The organism is Arthrobacter sp. B2I5, from assembly GCF_030816735.1.
In the GTDB taxonomy this organism is placed as follows: Bacteria; Actinomycetota; Actinomycetes; order Actinomycetales; family Micrococcaceae; genus Arthrobacter.
The window spans coordinates 1,001,691-1,021,281 of the sequence record NZ_JAUSYF010000001.1; the positions used below are offsets into that span (position 1 = coordinate 1,001,691).

Consider the following 19,591-nt stretch of genomic DNA (forward strand, 5'->3'; position numbering starts at 1 on the left):
GAGGCCAAGATCAGTGGAAGGCGTCCAGGCCGGTGATGTGCCGGCCGAGGATCAGGGTGTGCACCTCATCGGTGCCCTCATACGTGCGGACCGACTCCAGGTTCGCGGCATGCCGCAGCGGCGAGTAATCCGTGGTGATGCCGTTGCCGCCCAGGATGGACCGCGCCTCCCGCGCCACGGCAATCGCCTCCCGGACGTTGTTCAGCTTGCCCAGCGAGATCTGCTCCGGCCGGATGCTCCCCGCATCCTTCAGCCTGCCCAGGTGCAGGGCCAGCAGGGTGCCCTTCTGGATCTCCACCAGCATGTTCACCAGCTTTTCCTGCGTGAGCTGGTAGCCGGCCAGCGGCTTGCCGAACTGCCGCCGCTCCTGCGAGTACGCCAGCGCAGCCTCATAGGAATCACGGGCGGCTCCCATGGCCCCCCACGCAATCCCGTACCGGGCCTCGTTCAGGCAGGTGAACGGGCCACGCAGCCCGCGCGCACCCGGCAGCAGGGATTCGGGACCCAGCCGGACGCCGTCGAACACCACATCGCACTGGATGGAGGCGCGCATGGACAGCTTCTGCCGGATGGGCGTGGCGGTCACCCCTGGGGTGCCGGCCGGCACCAGGAAGCCGTGCACGCCGTCGTCCGTCATGGCCCACACCACCATCACGCCGGCCACCGAGGCCAGCCCGATCCATCTCTTGGCGCCGTTGAGCACCCAGCCGGCGTCCTCTCCACTGCCGTCCCGCTCAGCAAAGGTGGCCATGGCGGCGGGATCCGAACCGGCGGTGGGCTCGGTCAGGGCAAAGCACCCGATCACCTCCCCGGCGGCCATCCGCGGCAGCCACTCCTGCTTCTGCTCCTCCGATCCCCAGGTGTGGATGGCCGTCATGGCCAGCGAGCCCTGGACGGACACGAAGGTGCGGATGCCGGAATCGCCGGCCTCCAGTTCCATGGCCGCGAGGCCGTATTCGACGGCGGACCGGCCGGGGCAGCCGTAGCCCTCCAGATGCATGCCGAGGACCCCGAGTTCACCGAGCTCCGGGGCCAGGTCCAGGGGAAAGACGGCGTCGTCATACCAGCCGGCAATCTCCGGTTTGATCCGCTGGTTGGTGAAGTCGCGGACCTTCTGCCGGAGCTCCAGTTCCCCGGCCGAGAGCAGGGAATCCAGGTCCAGGACGTCGGACGGTCCGGCCGTCATGACTGTTTCCCTACGAAGTAGCCGCGGGTGGATGGCAGGAAGCGGCAGACGACGGCGAGGACCACGCCCAGCGCCAGCAGCAGCACGCCGCTCACAAAGGCACCGCCGACGCCGAAGATCCGGGTGTCGCCGTAGGCCGGGTCCCACATCTGCACCGCCGAGATGAAGAACGCTGCGGTCAGCAGCAGCGCCCCGGCCAGGGGCAGGATGCCGCGGAACCAGAGGTTGCGCGCTGATTCCCGCAGCGTTCCACGGAAGTACCAGAAGCAGGCGAAGCCGGTCAGCGCGTAGTAGAACGCGATGAACAGGCTGATGGCACTGATGGAGTCCGCCAGCAGGTTTTCGCTCAGGAAGCTCATGGCCACGTAATAGGCCGCCGCCGCGCCGCCCATCACCCGGGTGGAAAAACCCGGCGTCTGGTTTCGCGGGTGCACCTCCGCGAACTTTGCCGGCAGCGCCCGGTGGACACCCATGGAGAGCGTTCCGCGGGCCGTGGGCAGGATGGTGGTCTGGGTTGAAGACAGGACAGACGCCAGAACCGCGACGACGATCAGCCAGCCCCACGGGCCCAGCACCACGTCCTTCATGGCCAGGAAGACATCGTCCTGGTTGGCCTCGTTGCCCAGGCCGATCCCCTCCGAGCCCACGGTGGCGTACATCATCACCAGCAGCGCCACGGAAACGTAGATTGCCACCAGGACGAACGCCGAGATCACGGCGCCGCGGCCTGGGGTGGTGGACGGGTTCTCGGTTTCCTCGTTCACGGCAAGGCAGGTGTCCCAGCCCCAGTAGATGAACAGGGCAAGCAGCGCCCCGTGCACCACGGCGCCGGGATCGGCGAAGGCGCCTGCGGGGTTGAACCACTCGAGATCGAAGGCTTGCCCCTCGGGCGCCCCGCCCACGATCCGCACCACGATGGCAAGCGCGAAGATGCCCAGGGCAATGTACTGGACGTAGGTCAGGACGCGCTGGACGTGTTCGCCGAGCCGGATCCCGCGGTAGTTCACCAAGGTCATGAGGATGATGAACGCCAGCCCTGTGCCGGTGACCAGTACTTTGTTCTCCGCCAGGGACCCGTCGCCCACCAGCAGCCAAAGATACTGCCCTGCCACCTGTGCCAGGTTGGCCAGGACCACGATGCCGGCAAGTGCCACGCCCCAGCCGCCCAGCCAGCCCGCCCAGGGGCCGAAGGCCCGGCGGGACCAGGTGAAGGTGGTGCCGCAGTCCGGGATGGCGCTGTTGAGCTCGCGGAAGGCGTAGGCGATGAACAGGACCGGAATGAAGCCCAGCAGCAGGATCAGGGGAGTGTAGTTACCGTTGACCGCCACGATGAGGCCCAGGGTGGCGGCCAGCGAATAGACCGGAGCGGTGGAGGCCAGGCCCAGCATCACCGAGTCGCCCAGGTCCAGGATGCCGGCCCGCAACCCCTTGGCGGGCACCGGGGTGCCGGTCCCGCGCCCGGGGCCGCCCGTCGTCGTCATGTCCGTGCTCATGCTGTCACCGGTTTCATAGAACGATTCCTGCCTTGGTGGTATCGGTCACCGCGGAAAGCGGCGCCGGCGCGTCAATGGTGTTGGGGACGAAGCGGCAGAAGTAGTCGGTGACCGGCCCGTCCGATTCCCGGATGCCGCAGCCAACGGACTCGCCGTCCACCACCCACAGGCCCAGGACGGGGTGGTTGCCGTCGAAGTCCGGCAGTGGGTGGTACTGCTGGTAGCACCAGCCCTCCCGGCCGTAGCCGCCGGGCTGTTCCAGGCTGATTCCATCCGCATGGATCCGGATGTTGTCGCCTTCGCGGCCGTGGAGGGGCTTGGCCACCCATTCCTTCAGCGGCCCCGGATCGGTGAGGTAGGCAGGCAGCAGGTTGGGATGGTCGGGGTAGAGGTGCCACAGGGCGGCGAGCAGGGCCTTGTTGGAGAGCAGCATCTTCCAGGCAGGCTCCACCCAGCGGGGGTTGTGTGCCCGCTCCAGGAGGCGGGGCCCGAATTCCTCCCTCATCATCAGCTCCCAGGGGTAGAGCTTGAAGATGGTGCTGATCATAAAGTTGTCCAGGTCCACGAAGCGGTTCAGGTTGGGGTCCCAGCCGATATCGGACATGTTGATCCCAATGGTGGTCCACCCGGCCTGGCTGGCGACGTCGCGCATGTAGGCCGCGGTCATCCAGTCCTCGCCGGATTCCTCCACCTCCGAATGGGCAACGTGGAGGGTGCTCATGCCGGTGCGGTACTGGAACTTCTTCCACTGCCGGATCAGGGCTTCATGGATGCCGTTCCATTGATCCTTCTCCGGGTGGACGTCCTGCAGCCAGAACCATTGGGCGACGGCGGCCTCGATGAGCCCGGTGGGGGTGTCGGCGTTGTATTCGAGCATCTTGGCCGGACCGCCCCGGCCGTCGTAAATGAAGTCGAACCGGCCGTACACATCCACGTCGCCGGCCTGCAGGGATGCCGCGGCCAGTTCCAGGGCCTGCGGGCCGATGCCGATGCTGCCCATGGCGCCGGTGGCCAGGAATTTCGCGGCCTCAAGGCACATCCGGTGCATGTCCTCGGCCACCACCTCAAGGGTCTCTACCTCGTCCATGGTGAATTCGTAGTACGCGGACTCGTTCCAGTACTCGATCCGGCGCCCGTCATCCATGGTGGTGGTGGAAAATACCAGGCCCTGCTCTTCGATCTTCTGCTTCCAGCCGGGACGGGGCTCGGACAACATCCTCTTCATCCGTCAGCCTCCCGAGACCTTGCCGCCGCCACCGCTTGAGCCGCTCTTGGCGCTGGAGCCGAAACCTCCGCGGCTGACCGTGCCGCCCTGGCTGCTGTAGCCGGTGGAGGCCTTGGCCCCGCTGGGAACAGTCCTGGTGAAATTGGGGGCCGTTGACCGGTTCTGCCCTATCGGCGGGACATAGGCACCGCGGGAGAAGAAATACCAGGCATAGATCCCGCCACCCCTCCCTGCCGAGCTGTCACAGTTCCTGTCCTCCACGCGCTCGCCGGTCTCGTCGTTGAAGCACACCTGTGCGTACTCGGGGTCGTCCTGGTTGCTGGCCACCACCGCCGTAATGGTTCCGGCCAGGAGCGCAGTCACGCCCAGGCCCACCACCACCGTGCGCCGCTGGGAACGCTTCTTCCGCGCCGCCTCATCGTTGAGCTGTTTTTCCCGCTCCCGCGCGAACGGGTCCACAGGGGTGACGGGTTCATTGAGGAGTTCGGGGCGCAGGTCCGGCCTGGGGACCTGCCAGGGCGGAGGCTTGGCGGTGCTGCGCGCGGCGGTTTCCGAAGATTCGTGCCCGGAGGCTCCGCCGGACGCGTTGTCCTGCGCTTTGTTGGGGTCCTCGTTCGGGTCCATGGTGTTTGAATCCACAGCGTCCCCTTCAGTTGTCCACGTGAATTGGGCACAGCGCTGCACCCCCATTGCAATCCTCGGATCAGCGTAATCCCTCCGCGGGGCGGCTGCGAGTAGCACCGCGCTCGAAGGCCGGGGGAGAAGTGCCCATGGCAGCATCGGCGGGAGGCAGCAGGGGGAACCCTAGACTGATGCCATGGAATCAGGTTCTGTCCTCGCCGTCTGCCGCGTGCACCAACTGATCGGGGACCAGGGGAACGTTGGCGTCACCGCCATCGACAAGCGGCCGGCAAACGGGCCGGTGAAGGTCCACAAGCTGGGCCTGCGCGGCGACATCCAGGCCAACAGGGCGCACCACGGCGGGGAGGACCAGGCCGTCTACGCCTACTCCCAGGCCGACGCCGACTTCTGGGCCGGGACCCTGGGACGGGAACTGCCGCCGGGCATTTTTGGCGAGAACCTGCGGGTGGCAGGCATCGAAGCCACCCACGCTGTCATCGGGGAACGCTGGAAGGTGGGGCCCGACGTCGAACTCGAAGTCACCTCCCCACGCACCCCCTGCGCCACGTTCCAGCGCCGCATGAAGGAGCCGCAGTGGGTGAAGCGGTTCACCGACGAGGGGCGGGTGGGGACGTACCTGCGCGTCCTCCGCACCGGCAGCATCCGGGCCGGCGACACCATCGAGCGGACCTTCGTGCCGCGCCACGGCGTCACCATCGGCAGATGGTTCAGCGCGCCGGACGCGGAGGTCATCGAGGCCCTCCGCAGTGCAGAGGCCGACGGCGAGATCAGGCTCCAGGACGAATACCACACCAAGTTCGAGGTGCTGCTGCGGCGGCTGGGGCAGTAGCACCCCGTCCAGGCGGGCCGTGTGCGCAAGCTCACCGCCGCCGTCGGACCCTGAATTGGCGGTCAGTGGCGTCCATCCCTTACACTTGAAACATCCCCCACTCCGGAAATCCCTTATTCCTGCCCAATTTTTGAGGCAGGACTGGCAAGTGTTGGGGCCCGCGCAAGCGATGCGGGCATTTTCATAGGGAGAGCCGGCTAAAGAAAACGCTGTACAGACTGCTGGGATAGCAGCCAAGAGATGCAGCGCGAAGTCCTGCCACGGGATTGCGAAAGCGCCGGACTTCTGTGACCGGCCGGTCAACGTTTGCCCGGCATCATCGGCACGCGTACTGCGGCTCCGCTCACCTCGGGTAGTGCCGCCTGGCCCCCTATGGATGAGGAATATCTCCCTATGCCCGAAAACCAGAACGAAACCACCACCGAAGCAACCGCCGGCATCGAATTCACCGAGCCCGCTGCCCCCGCAGCAGAGGCCGCCGGCGTAACCGCTGAAGCTCCCGAAGCCGCCCCGGCCGCCCCCGCAGCCAAAGCCGAAGAAACCGCGGCAACCAAGGCTGACGAGGACGAGGAAGACGGCGTGCGCTTCGCCGATCTCGGCATCGACGGCCGTGTCCTGGCCGCACTGCAGGACGTCGGCTATGAAAAGCCGTCCCCCATCCAGGCAGCCACCATCCCGCTGCTGCTCGAAGGCCGCGACGTGGTGGGCCTGGCCCAGACCGGTACCGGTAAGACTGCAGCATTCGCAGTACCGGCACTGTCCCGCCTGGCCGAACTCCACGACCTTAACGGCCCGTCCCGCAAGACCCAGGCCCTGGTCCTGGCCCCCACCCGTGAGCTTGCCCTCCAGGTGGCTGAGGCGTTCACCTCTTACGCCAAGCACATCGACGACTTCACCGTGCTGCCCGTCTATGGCGGCTCCGCCTACGGCCCCCAGCTGGCCGGCCTGCGTCGCGGCGCCCAGGTTGTTGTCGGTACCCCCGGCCGCGTGATCGACCACATCTCCAAGGGTTCCCTGGACCTGTCCGAGCTCCAGTACCTGGTGCTGGACGAGGCTGACGAAATGCTGCGCATGGGCTTCGCCGAAGACGTGGAGCAGATCTTCCAGCAGACCCCGTCGGACCGCCAGGTTGCACTGTTCTCGGCCACCATGCCGAGCCAGATCCGCCGCATGTCCAAGCAGTACCTGAACAACCCGGCCGAGATCTCCGTCAAGTCCAAGACCACCACCGGCGCCAACACCCGCCAGCGGTACCTGCAGGTCATGGGCCCGCACAAGCTCGATGCCATGACCCGCATCCTGGAGGTCGAAGAGTTCGACGGCGTCATCGCCTTCGTGCGCACCAAGATGGCCACCGAGGACCTGGCTGACAAGCTGAAGTCCCGCGGTTTCCAGGCTGCCGCCATCAACGGCGACATCCCGCAGCAGCAGCGCGAGCGCACCGTGGACGCGCTGAAGGAAGGCCGGATCGACATTCTGGTGGCCACCGACGTCGCCGCCCGTGGCCTGGACGTGGAGCGCATCAGCCACGTGGTCAACTACGACATCCCGCACGACACCGAGTCCTACGTGCACCGCATCGGCCGCACCGGCCGCGCGGGCCGCAGCGGCGAGGCGATCCTGTTCATGACGCCGCGGGAGAAGTACCTGCTGCGCGCCATCGAAAAGGCCACCCGCCAGCCGGTGGAGCAGATGCACCTGCCCACCGCCGAGACCGTGAACTCGCTGCGTCTTGGCAAGTTCGCCGAGCGCATCACCGAGACCCTCGAGTCCGAGGACGTCTCGATGTTCCGCGACCTGATCGCTTCCTACGAGGAAGAGCACAAGGTGCCGGCAGCAGAAATCGCTGCGGCACTGGCCGTCATGGCACAGGGCGGGCAGCCGCTGCTGGTCAAGGAACTGCCTGCTGCTCCCGAGTTCCAGAAGCGAGAACGCTCCAAGGACGGCTTCGGCTCCCGTGGGCCGACCCGTGCGCTGACCGAGGGCAACGCCACCTACCGCATTGCGGTGGGCCGCCGCCAGCGCGTCATGCCCGGTTCCATCGTTGGCGCCATTGCCAACGAGGGCGGCATCTCCTCCGCACAGATCGGCGGCATCGACATCCGCTCGGACCACTCCCTGGTGGAGCTGCCCGCGGACCTGAGCGCCGAGCAGCTGCGTGCCCTGTCCCGCACCCGGATCGGCGGCGAGCTGATCCACCTCGAGCTGGACAACGGCCGCAAGCCCTCCGGTGACCGTGGCGCCTACCAGGGCAACCGCGGCGGCGACCGTGGCGGCAACTTCAAGGGCAACGGCGGGTTCAAGAAGGAATTCCGCAAGAACGACGGCGAGCGGTCCTCCGCTGACCGCGGCGGCCGTTCGTACAGCGAGCGTTCCTTCAGCGACCGCGGCCAGGCCAGCGACTCCCGCTTCGGCGGGCACGGCGATGGCTCCCGCAAGCCCCGCAGCGGCGGCGACAGCGGACACCGCGACTTCAACCGCAAGGGCAAGTGGTAAACCACCCCTCGCGTTGAGGAATTGACGACGGCGATGGGCCGGCTTTCGAGCCGGCCCATCGGCGTTTAACAGCAAGAGTGTGGGACTGGCCACATTCCTGCGCCGACGCGGCGGTTAAGGGAGCTTGGAAGGTGCTTCCCGGCGTCGTCCGTTGTGCTTTCCCCGGCCCCTCCAGCCGCGGAATTCCGCGGAAAAAGCCGCTCCCGCGGTCCCTGAAATCGCGTTCGCACTGGCCCCCGGAAGGGCTCTTGGCGCCGATTTGTTGGTGCGTAAATCTTCCGGTAGAGTATTTACTCGTTGCCCCCCTAGCTCAGTGGTAGAGCGCGTTCTTGGTAAGAACGAGGTCACCGGATCGATTCCGGTGGGGGGCTCTGAATGAGGGCCTGCGTCAAGGCGGTTTGACCGGCTTGACGCAGGTTTTTCTCATTCGTGGCGGTGTAGCTCAGTTGGTTAGAGCGCACGACTCATAATCGTGAGGTCGGGAGATCGAGCCTCCCCACCGCTACAGGCTAAGCCCCCGGATTCCGCAAGGATTCGGGGGCTTTCTTGTTTCTACGCAGAACCCGGTGTAATTTTCGGGCTTCAGGTAAAGCCGTGACGTTAGCCATGCAAGATAAAACAGTCAGCCCCCGTCACCCACTGCCAGCACGCGCCCGCCAGGAAACGCCCAATACCGGACAGGCAAAGGAGGCCCCGGCTCATCCTCGAAAGGACGGGCGGGGCCTGAACCAAGATGCGCTAGCGCGTACCGCACTCAGAAAAGCAGACGGTAGCTCTCCGGTAACGGCCCCCAGTGGAGAGCGCCCGTTCTTACACAGCGTTCAAGTTTGTGAACAACACCTTTTTCGAACACCGCTGCCTCGATAGCCGGCTTGGATCCGACCCCTGAAGCGGGAGAACGTGTCGGCGTGCCCGTGGTGCTGCTTCAGCAGCCAAGAACTTGCCTGCGGCTGTTCTGTGAGCCGATGTCGGACCCCCGTGGCATTGTTGAAACGGGGCGGATGCCTCGGGATTCCGTAAGGTACGGCAGGCCCGCGTAACAAGAACCCGCCCGTGGCACTATGAGAAATACAAAACAATTTGGGGGAATTTGTGACTGAACAGCATTATCCGCAAAACGGGCCATCCCGGCCGGCCAATGGCGCGCCTGACAGGCCGACTAACGCATGGGTCGGTGATCGCACAGGACCTGGCTCGGGAGCTGCGCCAGCATCCAACCTTCTGAAGTCTTTCGACTACAAGAATCTGATTCCCGGGGCCCTGCTCGGGGCCATTTCTTATGTGGCGGTTCTGATAACCGCGGTTCTCTTCCTGATTCTGGCGTTGATCGGTATCAGCGCCAGTAACGGTGGCAACACCGAAATACCCTCAAGTTCAATGCTTCCCAGTGGTGGTTCAATGCCGTCGCCGTGGTCCCTGATGGGGCAGCTGGCTGTCCAACTGGTCGTTATGAGCCAGCTTGGCGCACTCGGTTCGAGTATCGACGCGACCATCCCCTTCATGGGAAACGTGCACGGCTCAGCTTCCTTCTTCGCCGTTCCCCTGCTGTTGACGGCTGTGTCGATGGCGGTGCTGTTCCTGTGCGGGCGGTACGCCGCTAAACGGTCGGCAGCCCAAACTACAGGCGGAATCTGGATCCAGGCAGCAATAACAGGTCTGGTCTTCACTCTCCTGGTCAACGTCGTCGGGGCGATCTTCGCCATATCGCTGCCGGTACCGAGCGTGAAGATCAGCCCGCTCGGGGCAGTGACGTTCGGTTCATTCCTGTTTGCGCTCGTTATCGGAACGCTCGCGACTTTCGCAGGACGGGTATCAGTGCGCCCCGGCGCAAACGCAGGTGTTGGTGTGCGCGCAGCAGTTCGTCGCGCCTTTGAAACCGTGGCCGTGCACTACGGCGTATTTCTGGCTATTGCCATCCCCGTGGTTGTGATTGTTCTGGGAATCAAATCAGGGTGGCAGGCTTCGCTCTCATCGCCCTTGTGGGCACCGACGGCAGGCTTTTTCATGTTTGGCCTGGGCCACCTGAGCGCTGTCAGCCGCACCTGGAATTTCGGTTCCTCAGTGGCTTCATCGGCGAATTCTTCAGGTTCTGACAGCAGCTTCGGCTTCGGAAGCGCGCTCGACCAGTACGGCATCCCGGGCTGGGCGGGCTGGTTGCTGCTTCTCCTGGCGCTGATTTCAATCATGGTCGCTTCCGTCTTCTGGTACCTGCGCCGCGGACCGGTGGTCAACAACAAGATCACTGACTGGGCAATGCTCCCTGCCGCCTTCCTCATTGGCGGGACGCTGATGACGTGGCTCAGCAGCGTGACTGGCACCTTCGACGCCGGCTCACTGGCCTCGGGCGCCGGCAGCATGACACTGGCGTGGTGGACCCCGTTCTTCCTGATGCTTTGGGGCGGTGCAACGGAAGCTTCAGCACGTTACGTCGCGCCTCAGCTGAGCAGGTACGTTCCCCTGCCCCTGGCTTACAAGGTCGCTCCAGCCCAGCCGCTCACAGCCCCATCGGCTACGACTGCGTCTGCTTCTGTTCCGGCCGGCTATGCAACCCCTGGAGGTCATCCTGCGCTGGCGCTTCGGGAGCCGATGTCCGCCCGCACGAAGCGCAAGGTTGGACTCATTCTGGGATCTGCCGGCCTCGTGGTCGTCATGGTGGTCGGTGGAGTCATCGCCCTCAACATCATCAAGGGCAACAACGGTCCTGATAAGGCCGTGAGCAGCTACCTTCAGGCGCTCCAGAACGGCGAGGCCTCGAAGGCGATGGCGCTGGCTGATCCCGGCCTGGCCAACGATCAGCGGGTCCTGCTTTCCGACCAGGTTTATGCCAAGGCGGGCAAGCGCATTGACGGGTTCGACATCGTATCGACGAAGGTTTCCGACGCCAAGGCCACGGTGGTGGCCGACCTGCGTCAGGACGGCCGCAAGCAGCAGACGACGTTCAGCCTCCGTAAGTCCAACCCCGAACTGTTGGATGATCACTGGGCAATGGAGTCGACACCTCTTCAGAGCGTGCGCATCACCTCGGACACCCCCGTGAAGAAGGTCGTGATCAATGGTCAGGAGATCGACGTCGACCTTGCCGGTAGCTCCTTCGGTTCATCCGGTCTGAATTTCCCTGCTTTGCCTGGCGAGTACACGGTGGAATTGCCGTCCTCCGAAAAGTACTTGACCGCTCCGAAGTCGACGGCGTTGGTAACTATTGGGGCCGCCCAGGCACCCCCGACCGCCAGCCTCAAGGTGGACGCCTCTGACGCCCTCAAGTCTGAAGCCATGGGGCAAATCGACGCTTATCTTGCCGAATGCGTGAAGTCGACCGATGCCCAGCCGGCCAACTGTCCGCTCAACAACTACAGTTCCTCGCGCTATTCACGGAACTTCCACTGGACGCTCACCGCGAAGCCCACGTTCACTATGAGCAAAGATCCCTATGGCTCTTCCCCTTGGCGTATTCGTACGCAGACTCCCGGAAAAGCCGCCGTCACCTATGAGAAGGACAACTCATATGGTTTCGGAACAGCTGATTGGAAGCCCGCAACGGATACAACCTCGGTTTCCATGAGCGCGGGGGTCACGCTGGAAGACGGCAAAGTGAAGCTGACCTACAGCAATTACTAGACAACGTCCGTCTGGCGCGGTCCTGACACCAGGGATATGACGGTGTAAGCCAGTAGAAATAAAACGAAGCCGTTCCCACGTTGCGCGGGTTTCTAGGAGTCGTTGCAACACCTGATACTCAGGTGGTTAGTAATAAAATCACGTAAACGCTCGGCTGGAGGTTTCCAGCCGAGCGTTTTGTGTGGGCGGCCGCTGCCTGCCGGCCTAAGGGATCTTCACCCGTTCACGATGTGACGAACATGTTGACTTAGTGCACTTAGGGGTCCAAGGTGCGGCGTTTGGCTGCTGTGAACTCTTCCGGGGAGAGCGCCCCGCTGGAATAGAGGTCGGCCAGGAGGGCAAGTTCAGACGCCACCGAGACGTTCGGGCTGACGTTCGCAGGAGTGTGCGGCAGCTTGAACCTTCGGAGCAGTCTCGAATAGTCCACCGTGAGGGTGACCAGAAGTGTTGCGCCGAGAAGGGCAAAAAAGATGCCCAGAATGAACGACAGTTGCCCGAACGTGGTCCCCACAACTGTGATGACGACGCCGCTGGCAACCAGGCAAAGGCCCGCCAGCTGTACCGCGGTCCGACCGAGGCGACGGTCGCCGTCCCGGTATTCGAACAGATGACCGCCGGCCGCCCCTGGAACCGCATGCTCGTTCATAGGTTCGAGGATAGCTCTGGGAATTCTTCTTGAACATGGTGCGCTCCGCCGCCCTCACCGGTTCGCTCCGGCAGCAGCCGCGCAACGGAAGGCTTTCCTGTTTCCCCGATCCGCAGTAGCTTGGCAGCAACGTGCGGATGGGGGATTGGTGGACTTTTTCACGGCGGTAATGGAGCCGTTCCGGTGGCTGGTGTCCGCCATCATGGTGGCCTTCCACGACGCGCTGAGTGCCGTGGGCATGCCGGCCGCAGGCGGATGGACCTGGACACTGTCCATCATCGGGCTGGTGCTGGTCATCCGCGCGGCGTTGATCCCGGTCTTCCTGGCACAGGTGCGGGCCCAGCGCAGGATGCGGCTCCTGCAGCCGGACCTGAAGGAGCTTCAGGACAGGTACAAGGGCAGGACGGACCAGGCGTCGCGGCAGGCCATGGCCCAGGAGCAGATGGCCCTCTACAAAAAACACGGCACCAACCCGTTCTCGGCGTGCCTGCCGCTGTTGATCCAGGCACCGTTCTTCCTAGCGCTCTTCCAGGTGCTGTCAGGAATTTCCAATGCATCCCGCCAGGGTGAAGGCATCGGGGTGATGGGCCACGACCAGGTGGTCCAGTTCGACTCGTCCAGCATCTTCGGGGCGCCGCTGTCAGCTTCGCTGCTCCATGGCGGCGGCGAGCCGGCCGCCGTGGCCGTGCTCGCCGTCGTCATGATCCTGGTGATGATTGCGAGCCAGTTCCTGACGCAGAAACTTGTTGCCTCACGGACCACGGCCGGCCAGGACAGTGAAAGCCCGCTGATGCGCCAGCAGCAAGTCCTTCTGTACGTCCTGCCTGTGGTCTTCGGTGTGGGCGGGATCTTCTTTCCCATCGGAGTCCTGGTCTACTGGACAGTTTCCAACCTCTGGACCCTGGGACAGCAGTCCCTGGTGTCCCGCCGGGCGTGAGCGCGCCGTCAGCGGCCGGCCAATGCCTGCGCCTGCTCCTTCAGGAAGTCGCTGACGGGCCTGGGGTCGATCCCGCGTTGGCGAAGGGGCTTGTCGTCCCACGTTGGCCTGTTGAGGTCCGCCGTGAGGCCCGCCCCCAGTGCGGACGCCAGGCCGTCCTTGCTGCGGCTGAGGACCCTTACGGCAAGACGTGCCAGGAGCCGCGGCATGTGCTGCACCTTCATTGGGCGGTGCATCAGCTCCCCGGCCATGGCACAGGCTTCATTCTTCGACAGCGGCTCCGGGCCGCCAAACTCAACCAGCCGCGGCGGGTCCGGCTCGAGGGCCACGGCGCAGAGGAGGGCAGCCACGTCCTCCGTCGCCACCCATCGGGTCCTCGTATTGCCCCTTCCGATTACCGATACTTTGCCCGCGGCCATGTCAAAGCGACTGGTGGGGGAGAAATGGACTTCCTGGAAGGCATCCGGCCGCACGATCACCGTCTGCATGCCAGAAGAAGCCAGGCGCCGCTCCGTGGCAAGCTTCGCGTGCCTCAGCGGTGTCTCGACGGCGGTTTCGATTCCAGCGAAGGACAGGTACACGAAGCGGCCAACCCCCGCGGCCTCTGCAGCGTCGACGAGATGTGCCATGCCCACTTCGTCGATGTCCCGCATGCCGGCCTGGCTGCTGCCCTGCAGGCGACGGCTCATGGCCGTGGCTGTGGCAACGACGGTTTCGACGCCTTTGCAGGCGGACGTCAGCGTGGCGGGTTCGAGGAGGTCGCCACGGACAATTTCTGCGCCGATTGCCTGCAGCTGCGAATCGTCCGTGTTCTGCCGGACCAGGCAACAGACTTCTTGTCCGGCAGAGCAAAGCCGCCTGGCAACCCTGCCACCCAGATCACCTGTGGCGCCGACCAGGAGGATCATGGAGGACTCCTTCCCAATTGCCCGGAGACTAAGACCGCGCAAGGCTCAGTCAATGCTTTCAGGGAGCGGTTTAGCAAGAGCAGTCGACGAGACGCGGTACCGCCGGACGCTGCGGTCCTAACCCTGTTCGCAATTACCCGCATTGAAGGGCATGGATGTGCGAACAAGCCAGGGAATGCCGCCAGGAGCGCCGAAAACCTATCCCGGGCCGAGGTGCACCGGCAGAATGGGCCCATGGCGAACCTGATCTACTCCGCAATCATGTCCCTCGACGGCTACACGGCGGACAGGGACGGCAACTTCGCCTGGTCTGCGCCGGACGAGGAAGTCCACGCCTTCATTAACGACCTGGAGCGGGATGTGGGCACCTATCTTCTGGGCCGGCGGATGTACCAGGTGATGTCCGTTTGGGAAACCATGGGTACGTCCGAGGACCCGCCGGTCATCCAGGACTACGCGCACATCTGGCAGGGGGCGGACAAGGTGGTGTACTCGACGTCGCTGGATACTCTGGCCACGCCCCGGACCCGCCTGGAACGGCAGTTCCGTCCGGAGGCGGTGGAGGACCTGAAGGCCGCAGCGGACCGGAACATCAGCATCGGCGGCCCCACGCTCGCGGCCCACGCTCTCAAGGCCGGCCTCGTGGACGAGTGCCAGTTCTTCGTCAACCCGGTTGCCGTGGGCGGCGGCCTGCGCTTCCTTCCGGACGGACTGGAGGCACGGTTCGGCCTGCTGGGCGAGCGGCGGTTCGGAAACGGTGTGGTGTACCTGCGCTATGGACGCCATTCATAGAAGGCACAATGGGTCCATGACACGCATCGCCATTATTGGCGGCCACGGCAAAGTGGCCCTCCTCCTGTCCCAGCTCCTCACCGGCGAAGGCCACTCCGTCACCTCGTTCATCCGGAATCCGGACCATGCAGGGGACGTCGCTGACACCGGCGCCTCGCCGTCGGTCCTGGACGTGGAGAATGCCACGACGGCGGAAATCGCCGGCGCACTGGCCGGCCACGACGCCGTGGTCTGGTCCGCCGGTGCCGGCGGCGGCAACCCGGACCGCACCTATGCCGTGGACCGGGACGCCGCCATCCGCTCCATGGATGCCGCCGGCCAGGCAGGAGTGGATCGGTACGTCATGGTGTCCTACTTCGGTGCCGGCAAAGACCACGGGGTGCCGAAAAGCAACAGCTTCTTCGCGTACGCCGAAGCCAAGGCGGCCGCGGACGAGTACCTGCGCGGAACCGGGCTGGCCTGGACCATCCTTGGTCCCGGGGCACTGACGGACAAGCCTGGAACAGGACTGATCGACGTCGACCCGTCCCCGGACGGTGACCGGGACACCTCGCGCGCCAACACGGCGATCGTGGCGGCGGCCGTGCTGGACCTGCCCCAAACGGCGGGCCGGACCATCGAGTTCCGCGACGGCACCCTGCCGGTGGCGGCCGCGCTGGAACCGGGCGCATAAGCGCCTTCGGGGAGGACGGGCAGGGGCGCGGTTATGCCGGGGTGGCCGGCGCAGCCAGCTCCAGGTCCAGGGAGTTCCTCTCCACATAGTCCAGCGCGCAGCGTACGGCACCCACCGTGACGATCGAGTCGCCCAGCGGGGAGACTGCCACGCGTGCCGGCGTGGCGGTGAACTCCTTCAGGCGCTCGCTGATGGGCCCGAGGAGTAAGCCTGCGGAATCGGCCACGCCGCCGCCTATCACCACCAGCTCGGGGTTGAGCAGGGTGGCCACGGTGCCCACCACCCTGGCCATCCTGTCCGCCAGCCGGTCCAGGATGGCCAGTGCCACCGCGTCACCCTGATCGGCGGCGGTGAAGACCTGTTCAGCTTCCACCCGCCCCTGGACGGAACGGAGGGTGGTGGGGGCCGCGGTGGCCAGGGCTTCGGCGGCCCAGGTACGGGCAAGGTGCGCTATGCCGTAGGTGTCGCCCACCCCTTCCACCAGGTCCAGGTAAGCGAGTTCCCCCGCGCTGCCCCGCGTTCCGTGCACCAGCCGGCCGCCCTCAACGATGCCCGAACCCAGCCGTTCGCTGGCCAGGATCACCACCACGTCGTCAATCCCCGCGGCGGCCCCCTGCCAGCGGTCACCCAGGGCCGCAAGGTTGGCGTCGTTTTCCAGCAGCACAGTCCACCCCCGGGTTTCCTTGAGGGCCGGCCGCAGTCCCAGGTCGAACAGTCCCCAGAACTCCTGCGTGGCCACCACATCCCCATGCCGGTCGACCGGCGCGGCAACTCCGGCGCAAACAGCCAGCACCTGCCCGGGATCCGTTCCCGCCGAGCGCAGTGCCGCCCCAGCCACCCCGTCGATGAACGCTATGCGCTCCCGGGAGCCCACTTCACCGGCCTGGAAGGGGCGGCTGGACCGTCCGAGGGTCCGGCCCCGGAGGTCCGAAACCACCACGGTGACCTTGGAGTAGCCGATGTCCATGCCCAGGACCACGCCTGCGCGCTCGTCGAGCTCGAAGCGGCGGGCAGGGCGGCCCTTCTGGTACCCGCCGAATTCGCGCTGGTTCTCCCGCTCCAGGACCCAGCCACGGCGGACCAGGTCCTCGCAGACGGCGATGGTGGTGGCGCGGGTCAGGCCTGTTGCTGCCATGACATCCGTAACGGTCACGGCAGCCGAGGCGCGCAGGAACTCCAGGACTGCGCCGGCACTGACCCGCCGCAGCAGCTGGGGAGTCGCCGGAACCAGTTCAGGCATGCTGTTGACCTTCCTGTACAAAGCACCAGATAATACTTGGGAAAGTAAATTTAGATTCAATATAAATGTACCCTGCTGCACAGAAAAGGATCATCCCTTGTCCACCACTGCCACGCTGGCAACCCTGTCCGACTCCGACCGTCCGGCTGACCCCAACTGGTGGCGCCAGGCCTCCGTCTACCAGATCTATCCGCGCAGCTTTGCGGACTCCAACGGCGACGGCATCGGCGACCTGAAGGGCATCACCGCCAAGGTCCCGTACCTGAAGTCGCTGGGCATCGACGCCGTCTGGCTGAGCCCGTTCTACCCTTCCGCGCTCGCCGACGGCGGCTACGACGTGGACGACTACCGCGACGTTGACCCCAAGCTGGGCACGCTGGACGACTTCGACGAAATGGCCGCCGCGCTGCACGAGGCCGGCATCAAGCTGATTGCGGACATCGTCCCCAACCACTCCTCCAACCGGCACAAGTGGTTCCAGGAGGCACTGGCCGCACCCAAGGGATCCCCGGCACGCGACCGCTACATCTTCCGTGACGGCAAAGGCCCCAACGGTGAGTTCCCGCCGTCGGACTGGGACTCCGTGTTCGGCGGACCTGCCTGGGAGCGCATCACGGAACCGGACGGCACCCCCGGCCAGTGGTACATGCACATCTTTGCCAAGGAACAGCCGGACCTGAACTGGTCCAACCGCGAGATCCGGGATGACTTCCTGAAGACCCTGCGCTTCTGGTCCGACCGCGGCGTTGACGGTTTCCGCGTCGACGTGGCCCACGCCCTCACCAAGGACCTCACCGAGCCGCTGCTCTCCAAGCTGGAACTGAGCGCCGCCAACACCGGCGTGGACGGATTCGACGACGGAACGCACCCGTTCTGGGACCGCGACGAGGTCCACGAGATCTACGCCGAATGGCGCGAAGTATTCAACGAGTACAACCCGCCGCGCACCGCCGTCGCCGAAGCCTGGGTGCACGCCACCCGGCGTGCCCGCTACGCCAGCCCCCAGGGCCTCGGCCAGGCGTTCAACTTCGACCTGCTCCAGGCCGACTTCGACGCCGCCGAATACAAGGAGATCATCACCCGCAACCTGGCCGAGGCCGCCGCCACCGGTGCCTCCTCCACGTGGGTGTTCTCCAACCACGATGTCGTGCGGCACGCCACCCGCTACGGCCTGCCCCAGGTGGCCAAGGAAAAGGCCGGCGCCAAGGGCCAGGACGGCAAGGACTGGCTGCTGGCCGGCGGCCCCAAGGACCAGCTGGACGTTGAACTGGGCGAGCGCCGAGCGCGGGCCGCCACCCTGTTGATGCTCGCCGTTCCGGGATCCGCCTACCTGTACCAGGGCGAGGAACTGGGCCTTCAGGAAGTGGCCGAAATTCCCGAATCGGAACGGCAGGATCCCTCCTTCTTCCGCAACAAGGGTGTGGAAATCGGCCGCGACGGCTGCCGGGTGCCGCTGCCCTGGAAGGTGGAGGGCACCTCCTTCGGCTTCGGCGACGGCGGCTCTCACCTGCCGCAGCCGGATTGGTTCAGCAAGTACGCCGTTGAGGCTCAGGACGGGACCGATGGCTCCACCCTGGAGCTCTACCGCAAGGCCCTGAAGCTCCGCCGCGAACTGATGACGGAAGAGGAACTCGAGTGGGCCGACAACGGCAATCCGGATGTCCTGCACTTCAAGCGGCCCAACGGCTGGCAGTCCGTGACCAACTTCGGGAACACCGCCGTCGACCTTCCAGCCGGCGACGTGCTGGTCAGCAGCAGCCCGCTCGAGGACGGCAAGCTGCCGGCCAACACCACCGCCTGGTTGCGCTGAGTTGGGCCTGGCTGAAGCCCTGGGAAAGCCGGCTGTCCTGATGGGGGAGCGGGCCTGATGCAGGAAGTCATCTACGGATGCATGGGACTGGGCGGCAGCTGGTCTGACGAGCCACATGGAAGCCATCACGTGGACCAGGCCGCTGCCGCCGTCCAGGCCGCCCTGGACGCCGGGATCACCCTGTTCGACCATGCGGACATCTACCGCAGCGGCAAGTCCGAAGCTGTGTTCGGCGAGGTCCTGGCCGCCACTCCGGGCTTGCGGGAGCGGATCCGGCTGCAGACCAAGTGCGGTATCCGGCTGAACGAACGCGGCCTGCAGACCCACTACGACCTGAGCCGGGAGGCCATCCTGGAACGGGTCAATGGCAGCCTGGAACGGCTCCGGACCGGCTACGTGGATATCCTCCTGCTGCACCGCCCGGACCCCCTGGCGGACCCCGCGGAGGTGGCATCCGCCGTCGGGCAGCTGATGGAGGAAGGCAAAGTCCGGCAGCTGGGTGTGTCCAACATGTCAGCGGCGCAGATTGAGGTGCTGCAGGACCGGCTGGAAACCCCGGTGGTGGCCAACCAGCTGGAGATGAGCCTGCTCAAGCGCGCATGGCTGGAAAGCCAGGTTCTGGTCAACCACCCGGAACACCTGGACTACAGCTTCCCGCACGGGACGGTGGAGTACTGCGTCCGCAACAACATCACCCTGCAGGCGTACGGCTCCCTGGCCCGCGGCGTCTATACCGGGGCGGAACCGGACAGCCCCACCTCAGCCGATGCAGCAACTGCCGAACTCGTGGCGGAGCTTACGGGACAGTACGGCACCTCCGGTGAGGCTGTCCTGCTCGGCTGGCTGATGAAGCATCCCGCGGGAATCGCACCGGTGATCGGAACGGTCAATCCGGACCGGATCCGGGCCTGCGGTGACGCGGCCCGGGTGGCCCTGGCCCTCAGCCGCGCCGACTGGTACAAACTCTGGGTCGCGGCGCGCGGGAGCAACATCCCCTGACCCCGCCCAACTGGGTAGCAGCAAGTGTCGTTATGGACCCTCGTAACGACACTTGCTGCTACCCACATTTCCCAGAGGCCTCGGTCATATCCCGTTTAGT

Annotated in this window: 15 protein-coding genes and 2 tRNA genes; 10 read left to right on the forward strand and 7 right to left on the reverse strand. The window is 65.3% G+C overall.

Features of this window, described 5'->3' with window-relative positions; translation table 11 throughout:
- Positions 1-10 precede the first annotated feature (10 nt).
- The 4 genes from QFZ60_RS04780 to QFZ60_RS04795 are packed head-to-tail and all read right to left on the reverse strand — an operon-like array spanning position 11 to position 4,543.
- Positions 11-1,186 (reverse strand): acyl-CoA dehydrogenase family protein, encoded by a 1,176-nt coding sequence (locus tag QFZ60_RS04780; RefSeq protein ID WP_307088660.1) that lies wholly within the window; start codon positions 1,184-1,186, stop codon positions 11-13.
- On the reverse strand, positions 1,183-2,679 hold the full coding sequence (locus tag QFZ60_RS04785; protein WP_307088661.1) for an APC family permease: 1,497 nt from the start codon (positions 2,677-2,679) through the stop codon (positions 1,183-1,185). The genes QFZ60_RS04780 and QFZ60_RS04785 overlap by 4 nt, the downstream gene beginning before the upstream one ends.
- 13 nt (positions 2,680-2,692) lie before the next feature.
- Complete coding sequence (locus QFZ60_RS04790) at positions 2,693-3,904, reverse strand: glutathionylspermidine synthase family protein (protein ID WP_307088663.1); 1,212 nt, start codon at positions 3,902-3,904, stop codon at positions 2,693-2,695.
- Positions 3,905-3,907: 3 nt separating this feature from the next.
- Positions 3,908-4,543 (reverse strand): Tat pathway signal protein, encoded by a 636-nt coding sequence (locus QFZ60_RS04795; protein ID WP_373427662.1) that lies wholly within the window; start codon positions 4,541-4,543, stop codon positions 3,908-3,910.
- Between the two features lie 178 nt (positions 4,544-4,721).
- Here QFZ60_RS04795 and QFZ60_RS04800 point away from each other — a divergent pair, with 178 nt between their 5' ends.
- The 5 genes from QFZ60_RS04800 to QFZ60_RS04820 all read left to right on the forward strand — a co-directional run bounded on the left by QFZ60_RS04800 (position 4,722) and on the right by QFZ60_RS04820 (position 11,486).
- Positions 4,722-5,375 (forward strand): MOSC domain-containing protein, encoded by a 654-nt coding sequence (locus QFZ60_RS04800; RefSeq protein WP_307088667.1) that lies wholly within the window; start codon positions 4,722-4,724, stop codon positions 5,373-5,375.
- A 393-nt stretch (positions 5,376-5,768) separates the two neighbouring features.
- A complete protein-coding gene (locus QFZ60_RS04805; RefSeq protein WP_307088669.1) occupies positions 5,769-7,871 on the forward strand; it encodes a DEAD/DEAH box helicase in 2,103 nt (700 codons plus the stop codon).
- A gap of 299 nt (positions 7,872-8,170) precedes the next feature.
- Positions 8,171-8,242, forward strand: a tRNA-Thr gene (locus QFZ60_RS04810).
- A 60-nt stretch (positions 8,243-8,302) separates the two neighbouring features.
- Positions 8,303-8,376 (forward strand) — tRNA-Met (locus tag QFZ60_RS04815).
- 587 nt (positions 8,377-8,963) lie between these two features.
- On the forward strand, positions 8,964-11,486 hold the full coding sequence (locus tag QFZ60_RS04820) for a hypothetical protein (RefSeq protein ID WP_307088671.1): 2,523 nt from the start codon (positions 8,964-8,966) through the stop codon (positions 11,484-11,486).
- A 256-nt stretch (positions 11,487-11,742) separates the two neighbouring features.
- Here QFZ60_RS04820 and QFZ60_RS04825 read toward each other — a convergent pair whose 3' ends face one another.
- The gene (locus tag QFZ60_RS04825) at positions 11,743-12,132 is read right to left on the reverse strand and encodes an SHOCT domain-containing protein (RefSeq protein ID WP_307088673.1); all 390 of its coding nucleotides are present in this window, start codon (positions 12,130-12,132) and stop codon (positions 11,743-11,745) included.
- Between the two features lie 148 nt (positions 12,133-12,280).
- Between QFZ60_RS04825 and yidC the strand changes: the two genes are divergently transcribed.
- The gene (yidC, locus tag QFZ60_RS04830) at positions 12,281-13,069 is read left to right on the forward strand and encodes a membrane protein insertase YidC (RefSeq protein WP_307088675.1); all 789 of its coding nucleotides are present in this window, start codon (positions 12,281-12,283) and stop codon (positions 13,067-13,069) included.
- Positions 13,070-13,077: 8 nt separating this feature from the next.
- Here the strand turns inward: yidC and QFZ60_RS04835 are convergent, their stop codons facing one another.
- Positions 13,078-13,977: an SDR family oxidoreductase gene (locus tag QFZ60_RS04835; RefSeq protein ID WP_307088678.1), complete on the reverse strand. Its 900-nt coding sequence runs from the start codon at positions 13,975-13,977 to the stop codon at positions 13,078-13,080.
- Positions 13,978-14,211: 234 nt separating this feature from the next.
- On the opposite strand from QFZ60_RS04835, the gene QFZ60_RS04840 reads away from it, so the two are divergent.
- The gene (locus tag QFZ60_RS04840) at positions 14,212-14,769 is read left to right on the forward strand and encodes a dihydrofolate reductase family protein (protein WP_307088681.1); all 558 of its coding nucleotides are present in this window, start codon (positions 14,212-14,214) and stop codon (positions 14,767-14,769) included.
- Positions 14,770-14,785: 16 nt separating this feature from the next.
- Complete coding sequence (locus QFZ60_RS04845) at positions 14,786-15,442, forward strand: SDR family oxidoreductase (RefSeq protein ID WP_307088683.1); 657 nt, start codon at positions 14,786-14,788, stop codon at positions 15,440-15,442.
- A gap of 31 nt (positions 15,443-15,473) precedes the next feature.
- On the opposite strand, the gene QFZ60_RS04850 is transcribed toward QFZ60_RS04845, so the two are convergent.
- Positions 15,474-16,682, reverse strand: coding sequence for an ROK family transcriptional regulator (locus QFZ60_RS04850; RefSeq protein WP_307088685.1), 1,209 nt, complete (start codon positions 16,680-16,682; stop codon positions 15,474-15,476).
- Between the two features lie 97 nt (positions 16,683-16,779).
- On the opposite strand from QFZ60_RS04850, the gene QFZ60_RS04855 reads away from it, so the two are divergent.
- Both QFZ60_RS04855 and QFZ60_RS04860 read left to right on the forward strand, forming a co-directional pair.
- Complete coding sequence (locus tag QFZ60_RS04855; RefSeq protein WP_307088688.1) at positions 16,780-18,492, forward strand: glycoside hydrolase family 13 protein; 1,713 nt, start codon at positions 16,780-16,782, stop codon at positions 18,490-18,492.
- A gap of 57 nt (positions 18,493-18,549) precedes the next feature.
- The gene (locus tag QFZ60_RS04860) at positions 18,550-19,491 is read left to right on the forward strand and encodes an aldo/keto reductase family oxidoreductase (RefSeq protein ID WP_307088690.1); all 942 of its coding nucleotides are present in this window, start codon (positions 18,550-18,552) and stop codon (positions 19,489-19,491) included.
- Positions 19,492-19,591: the final 100 nt, after the last annotated feature.

Bases quoted from the DNA above. Each gene is read 5' to 3' on its own strand.
- QFZ60_RS04840 (WP_307088681.1), top strand. From the start codon at position 14,212: ATGGCGAACCTGATCTACTCCGCAATCATGTCCCTCGACGGCTACACG.
- QFZ60_RS04850 (WP_307088685.1), bottom strand. From the start codon at position 16,682: ATGCCTGAACTGGTTCCGGCGACTCCCCAGCTGCTGCGGCGGGTCAGT.
- QFZ60_RS04785 (WP_307088661.1), bottom strand. From the start codon at position 2,679: ATGAGCACGGACATGACGACGACGGGCGGCCCCGGGCGCGGGACCGGC.
- QFZ60_RS04860 (WP_307088690.1), top strand. From the start codon at position 18,550: ATGCAGGAAGTCATCTACGGATGCATGGGACTGGGCGGCAGCTGGTCT.
- QFZ60_RS04805 (WP_307088669.1), top strand. From the start codon at position 5,769: ATGCCCGAAAACCAGAACGAAACCACCACCGAAGCAACCGCCGGCATC.
- QFZ60_RS04835 (WP_307088678.1), bottom strand. From the start codon at position 13,977: ATGATCCTCCTGGTCGGCGCCACAGGTGATCTGGGTGGCAGGGTTGCC.
- QFZ60_RS04790 (WP_307088663.1), bottom strand. From the start codon at position 3,904: ATGAAGAGGATGTTGTCCGAGCCCCGTCCCGGCTGGAAGCAGAAGATC.
- QFZ60_RS04780 (WP_307088660.1), bottom strand. From the start codon at position 1,186: ATGACGGCCGGACCGTCCGACGTCCTGGACCTGGATTCCCTGCTCTCG.
- QFZ60_RS04800 (WP_307088667.1), top strand. From the start codon at position 4,722: ATGGAATCAGGTTCTGTCCTCGCCGTCTGCCGCGTGCACCAACTGATC.
- QFZ60_RS04845 (WP_307088683.1), top strand. From the start codon at position 14,786: ATGACACGCATCGCCATTATTGGCGGCCACGGCAAAGTGGCCCTCCTC.
- QFZ60_RS04825 (WP_307088673.1), bottom strand. From the start codon at position 12,132: ATGAACGAGCATGCGGTTCCAGGGGCGGCCGGCGGTCATCTGTTCGAA.